This is a genomic window from Marinobacter sp. UBA5687, from assembly GCF_002420325.1.
Lineage (GTDB): Bacteria > Pseudomonadota > Gammaproteobacteria > Pseudomonadales > Oleiphilaceae > Marinobacter > Marinobacter nauticus.
Genome location: NZ_DIHV01000101.1, coordinates 1 through 13,003, shown reverse-complemented (window position 1 = coordinate 13,003; position 13,003 = coordinate 1). Strand labels below are relative to the sequence as shown.

13 protein-coding genes are annotated in these 13,003 nt (G+C 58.3%); 8 read left to right on the top strand and 5 right to left on the bottom strand.

Translation table 11 applies throughout. The annotated features are described in order from the left end of the window. Positions 1-161: 161 nt before the first annotated feature. Together B3Y70_RS10635 and B3Y70_RS10630 are read right to left on the bottom strand one after the other, a co-directional pair. Positions 162-1,571 (bottom strand): D-arabinono-1,4-lactone oxidase, encoded by a 1,410-nt coding sequence (locus B3Y70_RS10635; RefSeq protein ID WP_288589769.1) that lies wholly within the window; start codon positions 1,569-1,571, stop codon positions 162-164. A gap of 2 nt (positions 1,572-1,573) precedes the next feature. After that, on the bottom strand, positions 1,574-1,954 hold the full coding sequence (locus B3Y70_RS10630; RefSeq protein WP_022991819.1) for a c-type cytochrome: 381 nt from the start codon (positions 1,952-1,954) through the stop codon (positions 1,574-1,576). A gap of 135 nt (positions 1,955-2,089) precedes the next feature. On the opposite strand from B3Y70_RS10630, the gene B3Y70_RS10625 reads away from it, so the two are divergent. The 3 genes from B3Y70_RS10625 (at position 2,090) to B3Y70_RS10615 (ending at position 5,061) form a co-directional block, all read left to right on the top strand. Continuing rightward, the gene (locus B3Y70_RS10625) at positions 2,090-3,313 is read left to right on the top strand and encodes a sensor domain-containing diguanylate cyclase (RefSeq protein ID WP_022991820.1); all 1,224 of its coding nucleotides are present in this window, start codon (positions 2,090-2,092) and stop codon (positions 3,311-3,313) included. A 71-nt stretch (positions 3,314-3,384) separates the two neighbouring features. Then, positions 3,385-4,671: an EstA family serine hydrolase gene (locus tag B3Y70_RS10620; RefSeq protein WP_022991821.1), complete on the top strand. Its 1,287-nt coding sequence runs from the start codon at positions 3,385-3,387 to the stop codon at positions 4,669-4,671. Positions 4,672-4,833: 162 nt separating this feature from the next. Then, positions 4,834-5,061 carry a hypothetical protein gene (locus B3Y70_RS10615; RefSeq protein WP_022991822.1) on the top strand — a complete coding sequence of 76 codons (228 nt, stop codon included), beginning with the start codon at positions 4,834-4,836 and terminating at the stop codon, positions 5,059-5,061. Between the two features lie 26 nt (positions 5,062-5,087). On the opposite strand, the gene B3Y70_RS10610 is transcribed toward B3Y70_RS10615, so the two are convergent. Continuing rightward, the gene (locus B3Y70_RS10610; RefSeq protein WP_022991823.1) at positions 5,088-6,179 is read right to left on the bottom strand and encodes a hypothetical protein; all 1,092 of its coding nucleotides are present in this window, start codon (positions 6,177-6,179) and stop codon (positions 5,088-5,090) included. Positions 6,180-6,280: 101 nt separating this feature from the next. Between B3Y70_RS10610 and B3Y70_RS10605 the strand changes: the two genes are divergently transcribed. The 3 genes from B3Y70_RS10605 to B3Y70_RS10595 are packed head-to-tail and all read left to right on the top strand — an operon-like array spanning position 6,281 to position 10,804. Then, a complete protein-coding gene (locus B3Y70_RS10605; RefSeq protein WP_022991824.1) occupies positions 6,281-9,829 on the top strand; it encodes a 7TM diverse intracellular signaling domain-containing protein in 3,549 nt (1,182 codons plus the stop codon). Then, entirely contained in the window at positions 9,819-10,364 is a 546-nt protein-coding gene (locus tag B3Y70_RS10600; RefSeq protein WP_022991825.1) for a hypothetical protein, read from the top strand. Before B3Y70_RS10605 ends, B3Y70_RS10600 begins: the two co-directional genes overlap by 11 nt. A gap of 26 nt (positions 10,365-10,390) precedes the next feature. Beyond that, entirely contained in the window at positions 10,391-10,804 is a 414-nt protein-coding gene (locus B3Y70_RS10595; RefSeq protein WP_011783682.1) for a response regulator, read from the top strand. Between the two features lie 34 nt (positions 10,805-10,838). Here B3Y70_RS10595 and B3Y70_RS10590 read toward each other — a convergent pair whose 3' ends face one another. Beyond that, entirely contained in the window at positions 10,839-11,111 is a 273-nt protein-coding gene (locus tag B3Y70_RS10590; RefSeq protein ID WP_011783683.1) for a hypothetical protein, read from the bottom strand. Positions 11,112-11,662: 551 nt separating this feature from the next. Here B3Y70_RS10590 and B3Y70_RS10585 point away from each other — a divergent pair. Next, entirely contained in the window at positions 11,663-11,899 is a 237-nt protein-coding gene (locus B3Y70_RS10585) for a hypothetical protein (protein ID WP_014420082.1), read from the top strand. On the opposite strand, the gene B3Y70_RS10580 is transcribed toward B3Y70_RS10585, so the two are convergent. Then, complete coding sequence (locus B3Y70_RS10580) at positions 11,868-12,380, bottom strand: hypothetical protein (RefSeq protein ID WP_014420083.1); 513 nt, start codon at positions 12,378-12,380, stop codon at positions 11,868-11,870. The genes B3Y70_RS10585 and B3Y70_RS10580 overlap by 32 nt on opposite strands. 152 nt (positions 12,381-12,532) lie before the next feature. On the opposite strand from B3Y70_RS10580, the gene queC reads away from it, so the two are divergent. After that, a partial coding sequence (gene queC, locus B3Y70_RS10575; protein WP_288589766.1) for a 7-cyano-7-deazaguanine synthase QueC occupies positions 12,533-13,003 on the top strand: 471 nt, incomplete at its 3' end.

Genomic DNA, 13,003 nt, shown 5'->3' with positions numbered 1-13,003 from the left:
GGCTTCAGTAAGGGCAACGTCCAGGGCCCGGAAATAGGGGTTATGTCCGTCCCGGCGGGCTTCTGGTCGCAGCCAGGCCAGGGAGCCGGCGGCACCCAGGGCGGTGGCGCCGAGCAGAAGCCGGCGGCGTTGTCGAACAAAGGCATCACTGTGGGCCATGGTTACGTTTTCTCCCCGGCCGTCTCGAACAGGCTGGCCAGGTAAGGATTGAGAAACCGCCCGCCCGGGTCCAGGCTGCGCCGCACCTCCAGAAAATCCTGCCACCTGGGATACAGGGCCCTGAAATCGCCGGACTTGAGGGTGTTGAGCTTGCCCCAGTGGGGCCGGCCGCCGTGCCGCAGCAAAATCGGCTCCAGCGCCGCGAACATGGGTTGATAGTCTTCCTCGAAGAATCGGTGTACCGCAATGGAGACGGAATCGCGCTGGTAAAACGGGCTGAGCCAGGCATCGTCGGCCTTCACAAAGCGAACCTCGAAAGGAAAGAACACCTCGGGAAACTGTGCTTCCACTACAGACACAATCTCCCGGAAGGCCGCCTGCCAGTTTTCCCGCGGCAAATGGTATTCCATTTCATTGAAACGGACATTGCGGTCGCTGGTGTAGTTCTGCCAGGACGCGGCCACTTTCACTTCTTTGTCGAGGGAGCGGATATAGCCGCCCAGAATCAGACGGCGTAACCGGGGCGACCAGGCCAGGTAGTCCCGCGCCCGTTGAAGATCCCGGGCGCCGTCGTTCTGGTCCAGCTGGGTGGTGGCCGATACCGGTTCGTCGGTCAGATCATGCTGGCTGGTAAAACCCATGCCGGAAAAAGGAATGTAATAGAACTCGTAGTTGCGATGCTGGTCGGCGCGGGCATCGGCAGCATCCAGAATGTCGTCCAGTGGCAGCCACTCGGTGGTCTTGCGCAACCGGTAAGGTCGGGTGTTCTGCAGGGTCACGTCGGTCACAATGCCCAGGCAGCCGAGGCCAACCCGGGCGGCGTGGAAAATCTCCGGGTGCTGTTGCCGGCTGCATTCCAGCAGTTCGCCCCCGGCGGTCATCAGCGTGAGGGCTTCGACATAGCCGGACAGGCTCATCAACCCGGCGCCGGTGCCGTGGGTCGCGGTGGCTAACAGCCCGCCCAATGCCTGTTGATCAATGTCCGGCATGTTGAACAATGCCTGGTTGATGGCGTCCAGCGGCCGGCCTACCTGCCCCAGCAGGGTTCCGGCAGCGATGCGGGCCTGGCACTGCTGATCATCGTGGCTCAGAACACCGATCATGCGCGCCAATGAGACCAGAATGCCGTCGGTGGGTACCAGGGCCGAGAATGAGTGCCCGGACCCCACGGGCCGTATGGTAGTCCCCGCATGGTCAGGGTTCTGCAGCAGATGCCGGAGCTCGTCAATGTTGGCCGGAGCAATCCGGTTTTCGGGCAGGCAGGTCTGGGAGCCGGACCAGTTTCGCCAGGGCAAAGGGCTTTGTGATGGCTCGCCCGCAGCCGGCAAGGCGCGCTCACTGGCGTTGGCACCGGTCAGATGGCTGGCGATGGCAGTGCTGACCAGTAACTGCAGGAAATGGCGCCGTTGCATCGTCAGTGCTCCTCCGTTTCGGCGGGTGTGGCCATAAAGCGAATCAACTGGCGGAACTGCTCTGCGTTGCAGTCCATACAGAGCCCGTAGGGTGGCATGCCACCGATGCCAGAGACCACGTTATCCACGAGGCTTTCCATGCCTTTGGCCAGCCTTGGCTGCCAGGCCTCGCCGTGGCCAGTCAAGGGGGCATCCGAGGTGCCGCGGGCGTGACAGGTCTGGCAGGATCGCTGGTAAACCGCGGCCAGTTCCGGGCTCGCCGGGCTGCTGTTGGCGGCATGGGCCTGAACGGCAGCGGATGGGCTGTGACCGCCATTACAGGCAGCCAGGCCGAGGGTAATGGTGGCCACAACGGCCCGAGGCAGATGCTGGTGCAATCTCATTCTTGTTATCCATAACGCGATTATGTGTCACGTTTAGTGTCATTGATCCCGACTGAAACTGCAAATCCTTCTCGACTCATGACCTGTAACTGTCTACTTTTTGTATAGGAATCTAGAGGCAACAAGGAAATTCGCATGGAGTCAGAACGGCCGGATTATCCGGGGTTGACCCGACTGAAGGGAAGCTACAGTCCGCTGAGACGGGCGCTGTGGGCAACTCTGGTGTATCTGATGGCCGGGCTTATCTGGATTGCCTTCTCGGATCGCATTGCCGAGCTCTGGTTTCCGGATCCCCGCATGTTGTCGTTGGTACAGACGTGGAAAGGATTTCTGTTTGTCGTGGTGACCAGCCTGGTGCTGTTCACGGTGATTCTGCGCCAGCTCCACAAGGATCGCCTGCTGCTGTCCCTGCAAGCCGACCAGCGCCGCGCCCTCCGCCGCCGTGAACGACAGCTGACGGTGCTGATGGATAACCTGCCGGGTATGGCCTACCGTTGCCTGCCCGACGAAGACTGGACCATGTTGTTCGTATCGGCCGGGTGTGCCGATCTCACGGGGTATCAACCTGATGAGCTGATTCGTAATCGAACCACCAGCTACGCGGCCCTTATGGATGAGGAAGATGCCGGACAGGTCGCGCAGGAAGTGGAAGCGGCGGTCCGCAAAGATGAGTCCTTTTCCGTCGAGTACGCCATTACCCGCAAGGACGGCCGGAAGATATGGGTCTGGGAGCGGGGCTGCGGTGTGCTGGATGATGACGGCACCATGGTGCTTGAGGGCATTATTCTGGATATTTCCGACCGAAAGCAGCTGGAAAACGAGCTCGAAGCACTGGCGACGCGGGACTCACTGACCGGCGTGCTCAACCGCCGGGAGTGCTCACGGGTGCTGATTGAAGAGCTGGAGCGGGCGCGTCGGTACAACCGTCCCCTCGCGTTATTGTGGATCGACTTTGACCACTTCAAGGAAATCAACGATACCTGGGGCCACGCTGCAGGGGATTCCGTGCTCTGTTCCATCAGCAGTCTGCTCGAGGACAGCGTTCGCAGCGTTGATACCCTGGGCCGTTTCGGGGGCGAGGAGTTTGTCCTTATTCTGCCGGAAATGGACGTTGCCGAAGCTGAGGAAACGGCTGAGCGTTTGCGCCAGCGTGTCTGCAATCAGCCGGTGGCCCTGGAATCCGGCCACAACATTCGATTGACCATCAGTATTGGCGTGGCGGTCTTTCCTGACCATGGCGATACCCTGGATGCACTTTGCGCTGCCGCCGACAAGGCGATGTATCGGGCCAAAAAACAGGGTCGGAACTGTATCGCCATGGCACAGGCGGTTCAGCCAGTCCATAATGGTTTCAGATAGTCACGTTTTCCGGCCCCGGTCGAAAAACCTCTGGAGCACCCACCAATAACAAGACTGATAAGGCGTTTATCATGCATTCACTCGCCCGCCGTGCCCTGCATACCTGTAATGTACCTCGGGACCTTACCCAGGTGACATTTTGCGACTCCGCCGGTGAACATCCGGATCGGGTCGGGCTCGACGGTAACGCCGCCGAAGCCGTCTGGCGTAGTGTTGAGGCCCTGTACAGAACGGGCGTGCATCCCGGTATTCAGTTGTCACTGCGTTATCGGGGTGAGCAGGTATTGCACCGGTCGATCGGACACGCCCGGGGTAATGGTCCTCACGATCCGGCCTCGTTGCCGCGCATTCCCATGACCACCGACACCCCGATCTGTTTCTTTTCCGCCTCCAAAGCAGTCACCGCGTTACTGATGCATATGTTGTCCGAGCAGGGGCTGGTCAACCTGATGGACCCGGTGTCCTACTATTGCCCGGAATTTGCGCGTAACGGCAAGCGCACGATTACCGTGCATCAGATTCTCTCCCACCGGGGCGGTATCCCCGCGATACCCCGGGAAACGCCGATCGACGTGCTTTGGGACCGCGACGAAATCTGGCGGCTTCTGTGCGCCGCAAAGCCAGTCGAAGTGGACGGCGCCAAGGTGGCCTACCATGCCATTACCGGTGGATTTGTGTTGCAGCGGGTGCTGGAAAAGGTGACCGGCGACACTATCGAAAGCTACCTGGATCGTTACCTGCGCCGGCCCATGGGTATGAAATGGTTTACCTATGGCATTGCTCCCGAACACCTGCACGAGCTGGCCAGCAATTATGCGACCGGGCCGACACCCCGGTTTCCGGTGTCCTGGGTGGTGAACCGCGCCTTGGGCGGTGATATCCGGACGGTGGAGAAAGTCACCAACGACCCCCGCTTCCAGGAGGCGGTGATCCCCGCCGGAAATCTGTGTGGCACGGCCGAAGAAATGGGGCGCTTCTTTCAGATGATGCTCAATGGTGGCAGTTGGGATGGCAAGCGCATCTGCAGCGAACTCACGGTTCGCCGTGCCATCCAGCAATTTGGCTCACTGCAGATGGACAGGACCATGCTGGTGCCCATGCGATTCAGTGCCGGCATGATGCTGGGCAGCAATCCTGTTGGCCTTTGGGGCCAGCAAAGCCGTTATGCGTTTGGCCATGTCGGGCTGATCAATAAACTTTGCTGGGCGGACCCGGCCCGGGACATTTCCGTCAGCTTGTTGAACACCGGTTTTCCGATTGTGGGCCATCACTTACCAGCCCTGGCCCGTTTCGTCTACACTGTCTGCAAACAGTTCCCGGTGTTGCCGGAAAACCAGCGGAGACTGGTGGCAGCCTGAGCGTTTCATTAAGGCGCCAGGCCTTGGCGCTCAAGGCCTGACGCCAGAATCTGTCAAAAAAAGTGAAAGCTTGTTCATTGTAATTGCACTTTGTCTGACAGTTCGGCACACTTGGCATCAATCAATAAGGATGTTTTCCACACTCATTGGACGAGGTTAACTATGGAAAAGCCGCAATTTCCCCCGCCTGAGCAGCGTAGCGTCAAGCTTGATCAGCACGACAGTGTTCGTTCCCACGTGCAGCAGCAGATCTGCGATGAGGTGCAGCGCCTGGAGCGTCGTATTGAAACCCTGCGCCTGACCAAAGCCCCCCACGCGGCCATCATGATTTCCACATACGAACGGATGATCTGCCGAAAAAAGGGCTTTCTGCAGAACTGGGACCTGTAACCGGCCCGGTTCTGCAGAGACGATTGCTACTGTCGGTCAGGTGTTGATTCTGCATTCCAGGACATCAGGAATTCCGTTTCCGGCTGATTGGCACAGTTTGCCGGATTGCTGACGGTTGGAATGTCATCGGCGTTCTCGTAATCGGCTGGATCTTCCTCCGGATCCGGAATTCTTGCCGGTTCGTCGTTGGAGACGAACAGATGGACCGTGCTCATGCCGTAATCCAGTTCAATGCGGAGACAGTCCGGGCTGTCGTCCTCCATATTGAAGCCGTGTCGACTGAAATCGATGACCGCGTGCTCCGGGCTTTTAATATACAAGGTATCTTTCTGGGTAGTTCCGATGAATTCCTGGCGCAGTTCGATGCCGCCGTAATCCCGTGACACGTAGTCTGCTGTTGCGTATTCCGGCTGGTTGTAGTCAATGGCGCTGAATGAGGCTGCACTGAACCTCGAGCCTGCGAGAACGCTCAGCAGTTGTGGTTGTTTATCCCGGTCTTCGGCGTCAACGCTGCGGGCAACGTGCTGGATAGTTCGATAAACATGCCCGGTTTCGCTGCCAGCCTGGTAACGCCAGTCCAGGGTCTGATATCGCCATTCCCGGGCATTCAGAGGTTGGTTTTCAAGGGTTGCAGCCTGATCGGTAAATCGGATGGAGGCCTGGTTGGCCCTGGAGTTATAGGTTCCTGATTCATCGGCTTCAATGCGCCTGCGGATATAGCCCCGCCCTTCATCAAAATTATCAACGCGCCCTACGCTGATCACCTGATTCATCAGATCGAGAGGGTTACGGACCTTGCGGTAGCTTTTTCCGTCGCTGGTGGGCTCGGCACCGATAAACCGGTCGATATGGCGACGGATGTCGGCAGCCGTTGCCTGGTACTCCGCGGTCTGGTCCGCGCCGTTCGGCTCGATACCGGGATAGAAGTCAGCAAAGCGGGTTTTGCTCAGAGTATTCGGGGCACGGTCTGTATCCGCCAGGTCGAAGGTGCTGAAGGTGAGATCAACATTACTGGCCGGATTTAACGTCGACGAGGAATCGCCGCCACTGTCGACCCGACACCCGCTGAGTGTCAGTAACGTGAGTGAAACAGCAGCAAAAAGGCAGGAATGTCTCATTTCAGGTGACCCCGGGGTGCGAAAAAGCGTGTGAACGGCTAAAGTGACGAGTGCTGACAATAAACGATAAAGCACGCAGCTACCCGCGCGGAGATCACATTTTGCAGCAACGGTTTGCCCATATCCCGGTGCGGACGGTGGTTCTGCTCCTGTTTCTGGCCGTTCTGGTTTTGCCATCTGTGGCGAAGGCCCAGAATGCCTGCCGGGATGGGCAGATCATGCTGGATCACAACACCGGTAGCATTCCGGATCTGGGCGAGTGCCTCTGGTACCTGGAAGATCCTGAGCAGTCACTGACGATTGATGAGGTTCGCGCCGCAGGCGAGGACAGGTTGACCCGTCATCATGGTGGCGTACTCAACTTCGGTTATACCGGCTCCGCCTACTGGACTCGCTTTGACCTGAGCACCCGCCGTTTGACCTCCCGCTCGGACTGGATACTGGAGTTGGCGCTGCCACTGGTGGACGATGTTCGGTTGTATCTGGTTCGGGATGGGCAACTGGTGGAACAGCGCCAGACCGGGTATCTGGACAGCTGGGACGACCGTGATCTGGCCGTGCCAAACCCGACCTTCCGGCTCAGATTGTCGCCAGACACCGTCACCACGGTTTTCCTGCGCATTACCAACACCAACACCTTCCGCCTGCCGATTACCCTCTGGCACCCGGACAGTTACATAGAAAAGGTCTCCATCGACGAAGCCGTACGCGGGCTGCTGCTGGGTGCCATCCTGGCTATCCTGGCTTACAACCTGTTTGTGGCGGTATCGGTGCGGGAGCGCAGCAACATCTACTACGTGCTCTACCTGGTATGTGCGGCGGTATTCATCGGTACCGAACAGGTGCACGGGGTTCAGTTGCTGGATAGCCGGCCAGCCTTGCTCAACAAGGAATACCTCCATTTCCAGATTATCCTGACCTGGTTCTTTGGCCTGTTGATGGCCCGTTCGCTGCTGGAAACCCGGCAACGCTCGCCCGATCTGGATCATGTACTCCGGTTATGTCTGACCTCTGTCGTCACCACCTTTGGTTTGTCGTTTTTCATGCCCTATTCGGTGGCCATGGAATGGATTGTGGTCGGCTCGATTCTGCTCAGTATCATTCTGATTGTGGTCAGTTATCTGTCCTGGCGCTATTACAACCCGGCAGCACGCTCCTATTTCTTTGCCTGGACCCTGGCCCTGATCGGGTTTGGTATCTATGCGCTGACGGTGATGGGTTACCTGCCGCTGAATACCTTTACCAGCTATTCGCCACAGTTCGGCCTGACGGCCCAGATCATTCTGTTTTCCTTTGCCCTGGCTGACCGAATCAAGCAGGTTCAGGGCGAGGCCCTGGCCTGGAACCAGCGCGCTCTGGCAAACCTGAGGCGTTACCAGTCGCTGTTTGATAACGCCATTGAAGGCGTGTTCCAGATGTCACCGGAACGTCGGTTTGTGACCGCCAACCCGGCCATGGCAGAGTTGCTGGGCTACAGCAGCAGCCGTGAGCTGCTGGTGCGAGACCCGGATGTGCTGGAAACCTGCATTGCCGACGAGCGGTTGCGGCGCCTGGTGGTCGAGCAACTGGAAGCCCGGGGCACGGTCAAGGGGATTGAGGCCCGTTACCTGACCCGTCAGGGCGAGGAGCGCTGGGCCACTATCTCCCTGCACACGGTGTATGATGCTGAGGGCCTGCCCATGCATCTCGAAGGCACCTGTATTGACGCCACAGAAAGCCATCAGCGCCTGCAGATCGAGCGGGAGCGGGAGCAGGAGCGGCTTGAAAAAGAGCTGGCCCGGAATTCCGCTCAGGCCAAGAGCCAGTTCCTGGCCAATATGAGTCATGAAATCCGGACCCCGCTGGCGGCCATCATCGGTTATGGCGAAACCCTGCTGGACCCGGATCTGAACGAAACCGAGAAACGCAGCAGCGCTGAAACGGTGGTTCGCAGCGGGCGGCACCTGCTGGAGCTGGTGAACGATATCCTCGACCACTCAAAGATCGACGCCAACAAGCTGGATGTTGATGTGGTGCCGGTCAATCTGCCGGAGTTGCTGGATGAAATCCGTGCCTTCTTCGCCCCCAGGGCCCGGGAAAAGGGCCTGGATTTCAGTATCATCTGCGATTATCCCCTGCCCGAGAAGATCCGGACCGACCCAACCCGTTACCGACAAATTATCATTAATTTGTGTGGAAATGCCCTGAAGTTCACGGAAAATGGGTCTATCTCCCTGATTGTTCGCTGTGACCGCGACGCCGAGAAGCTATACGCCCGAGTGGTAGATACCGGGATTGGCATGAAGCCGGAACAGCTGGACCGTCTGTTTGATCCCTTTGCCCAGGGCAGCACCGCAATTTCCCGCCAGTATGGCGGCACGGGGCTCGGCCTCAGTATATCCCGGAGGCTGGCGGAACTGCTGGGCGGTGATATCCGGGTGTCCAGCACCTACGGTGAAGGCAGTGAATTTGAAGTGTGCATCAGCACCGGTGAACTCACGCAGGTTCACTTCCTGCGGGATGCCTCCGAGTTCAGCCAGCGGCGCCGGGCCATTGCCATGGTCATGGCGCCCCGGTTGTCGGGCCGCATCCTCTGTGCCGAGGATAACGATGTAAACCGTCGGCTGGTGTCGTTGCTGGTGGGGCGCACCGGTGCCGAGCTGGTGCATGTCAGTAATGGCGCGGAAGCCCTGGAACGCGCCACCCGCGAGCACTTCGATCTGATTCTGATGGACATCCAGATGCCGGTGATGAATGGCCGGGATGCCACCCTGGCGTTGCGGGAAGCAGGTGTTAACACCCCGGTGGTTGCGCTTACGGCCAATGTTATGGCCGAGGATATCGCCGAATATCGTCTGGCGGGATGCAATGATCACCTGGCCAAACCCATCGACAAGCAGCGCTTTTACGAGGTATTGGCCCGTTACCTGGCGTTGTCGGCGGAAACGGCGGTGGGTTCCGGTCACCGATACAGCGGCAAGGTGCTGGTGGCCGAAGACAACGATGATAACCGTGGGCTGGTGGAGCGGATGCTCCGCCGCACCGGCGCAGAGCCCTTGCTGGTGACCAATGGGGAAGAGGCGGTTCGCCGGGCCCTGTCGGAAACCGTGAAACTGGTGCTTATGGATCGCCACATGCCCGGCATGGACGGCGTTGCGGCCACCCGGCTTTTGCGTCAGGCGGGTTTCCGGCGCCCGATCATTGCCTTTACCGCCGGTGATCAGGCAGAGAATGAAGCCTTGCTGGAGGCCGGGTGCGACGGGGTGCTGAACAAGCCCATTGACCATGCCCACCTGCAGGCCCTGCTGGATCGCTATCTGCCGGTGGAACAATGGGTCGGCGAGGCGGTTGACGATGACATTGGTCCGCTGGTGAACCGTTTCCTCGATAGCCTGGCTGAGCGAAAGCGGCGCATGGAAGCCGCGCTGGCCCAGGGACAGTTGCAGCAATTGCAGTCCGAGAGCCATCAGATCAAGGGCACCGCCGGTGCCATGGGCTATCCGTTGATGACAGAACAGGCAGGGATACTTGAGCGATGTGTACGCTCAAGCCCCGGAGAGAGGGGGATGATTCGACAGGAACTGACCATCCTGAACGCCATGATTGACCGGGCCCTTGAGGGTCACCAGAGGTCGTCGAAAACCACAAAGGAACAGGCCAATGAGCGATAACCAAAAACAGGAACATTATTCCCTGAGCATGATGTATGGCACATACGCCGACATACTGTTCGTACTGTTTCCGTTTCTTGTCATTGCCATGCAGCGGCTCTGGGATGGCAACCTGTACCAGTCCCTGATGCGGCCCGACCTGAGTATTGCTGCGGCGATTCTGGCCGGCCTGGCTATCGGCAAGTTTGTGCTGGGGTTGGTGACCAATCGCGATCTGGGGCGCTACAAAGAGCGGATTGTGTTTTTTATTGCCCTGACGCTGTTCGTGGTCCTTGGGCCGGCCATCATCCTGATCCTGAGTATGACCGGGAACTCGGAGATTCCGGGCTTTGTGGCCTTTGTGCAGCCGGTACTGCTGATTGTCTCCATTTCCCTCTATACAACGGCAGTCAGCATTGCCAATATTCTCACCCGGGTGACCGCGCCACCGTCCGTCGGTGACCATGGCGGGCCCGCCGGTGATGAACCGGTTGATGTCCGCCCCGGGCCCGCACCTCTGGACTTGCCGCGCCGAACCGGCAACGATACCTACTGAGCCAGGGCACAGAACAGGAGAGTGTAATGAGTGATCTCAGAGTACTGGTGGTCGAAGATGAGCCGGTGATGCGGGAGCGTCTGGTCGACATGCTTTACAAAGCCGGTGCTACCAGCGTGTCTGAATGTGCGGATGCTGCCTCTGCCAGGGCGGCGTTCGAGGCCAGTGAGTTCCAGATCATTCTGCTGGATCTGGGACTGCCGGATGGTAACGGTCACGAACTGATGACCCGTTTCAAACAGGTTCGGGAGAACCAGCATATTGTGCTGGTCACCGCAGACGATTCCATTGAGAGTATTCAACGTGCCATCAGTGCCGGCGCGAATGGCTATGTGGTGAAGCCCTACTCCCAGGAAAAGATTTACGATGTGGTGAACAACTACGCCATGGTCCATGGCGGTGATCTGTCGATGATGGATGGGCTGAACCGGCATCATTGACCGGTTCAGCCTGCGGCTTTGGCGGCACGTCTGATCAGGCTACCTGGCGGGCAATCCAGGAGTTGTAGCGGGTCGCAAGAGCCCGGACATATCGGGCTTCGGCGCCGTCCAGATTGCTGAGTACGCCTTTGAAAATCCAGCCCCGCTCATACAGACCCAGCACCCGCTGCTCGTCATCCAGATTGACTCGCTGATTGAGTTTCTTGCAGATTGCATCCAGCAGCGGCAGCTTCTCCGGGCGCTTGATTGGAGCCTGACGATTGGTCATGGGCTGGTTCGCTGCACGTGATGTCGGATGTCTTCTCATGATGTTCTCCTTGTCGTTTTGCGGCTGCAAAAACAGAAAACCCCGGAGCCTCACAGGCAACCGGGGTCTGGCGGAGAAGCTGCCCCGGTTACCGCAACGGCTCCCGGGACTGACCGAAAGCCGTTAGCTGTCTTTCACCATGGCACGCACGGCCTGCCCAATCTGGCAACCGGCGGCTGAGTATACGGTGTGCTTTGAAATCATCCTGGTCATATCGGCTCTGTGGATTCGGTTCAGTCATCAGTGTATCGGCAATTGGACGGTTTGCAATAGCCCTGTTCATTCGGCAAACCCGTACAGACGCACCCGCGGGAAATCCTCATACTTCGCCTTGTCACGTGTTTTTACGTTGTGCAATCCGCGGTACCTGCCTGGCAGGTATCGGATGGATCTCTCCTTTCTACGCAGCCCGTTGGGCTGCGTTTTTTTTACCATCTCGGAAAGTTCGTAGCCACTACTTCGTACAGCCATCTATGGCGGCTTTGGCGATAATTCAATCACTCAATACATTCAGTTATCCAATTGATATCCAGAGGTTGAAACCGAAGAAAATGCCCGAAGAACCCGGACCTGCCCGTAACAAGTTCCGTTCTGATTTTATTGTCGAGATTGCCCTGATTGTCGCGGTTGCCGTTTATCTGGTGATGGCGCAGGGGCAAGTGGTGGGAGAGAACCTGTCCTTTACGGTTACTGGCGCCGCGCTGATGGCACTGGCCACCTACTGGACACTTCATACCATCCGAGATGGCCTGGAAGTTATTGCACTGCGGCTTCGCCCCGGCAAATAACCCGTTCCCAGGTTTTGTGCAGGATGAGTGCATCGTTGGCTGCCCGGTGCACGGGCAGCCCGAGTTCGGCAATCACCTGCTGGCGGATGCCTGACCAGTGGCGTACCTGGCCTGGGTCGAGCAGCATGGAAATGGATTCCAGTTGAAATGCCGGAACCTCACCGGCAGCCCGGAACAGCCTGTGTAGCCAGAAGCTGTCGAAGGTCCAGGCGTCACAGAATACCTGCTCCGGCAACAACTCGTTTAATTGCTGAGCCACCTCGCTAACCGGCATGCCTTCCTGCACCAGCCGTTGCCGTGAAATTCCGTGAATGGTTTCCGCGCTTTCAGACCAGTCCTGCCAGAGCACATGGGGCTGAATCAGCCAGCTATGCAGTGCCCCGTCGGGCATGCAGATGCCTACCTCAATCGGGTAGCTGGCGATCAGGTCGAGGCTGGACGCCTCAAAGTCAATAAAGGCCGGGCTGAAGTCTGAGCTCATTGAATCGGTGCTGGTGCTTTGTCGTTTTCTTTCGAGTTTACCCCTGATCTTGCCAGGACGCGAACCCAACTCGGTTTGTCACTGTTACAATATGGCCACGCTTTGTAAAAGCCCGATGACACACCCTTCTGAAAAACTGGTGCTGACCCCTCATGACTGACTCCGTTGTCGTTATCTATTCCGGTGGTATGGATTCTTTCACACTGTTGCACCTGGCCCGCGCCAGGGGGCTCAAGGTACATGCCCTGTCCTTCAACTATGGCCAGCGCCACGTGCGGGAACTGGATGTGGCAGCGGCGGTTTGCCAGGCTGAAGGTATTCCCCACAAAGTGATTGATATCCGTGCCATGAGTGAGGTGATGTCCGGCTCGTCTCTGACGTCTGACATCGAGGTGCCTGAAGGCCATTATGAAGAAGACACCATGAAAGCCACGGTGGTGCCCAACCGCAACATGATCCTGTTATCGCTGGCTACCGGGTATGCGGTGACCACCGGAGCGGGCGCGGTCTGGTATGGGGCCCATGGCGGGGACCATGCCATTTACCCCGATTGCCGGCCGGAGTTTGTTGAAAAAATGGATGCCGTGTGCCGGGTGGCTAACTACGAGCCCGTGGGCATTGAG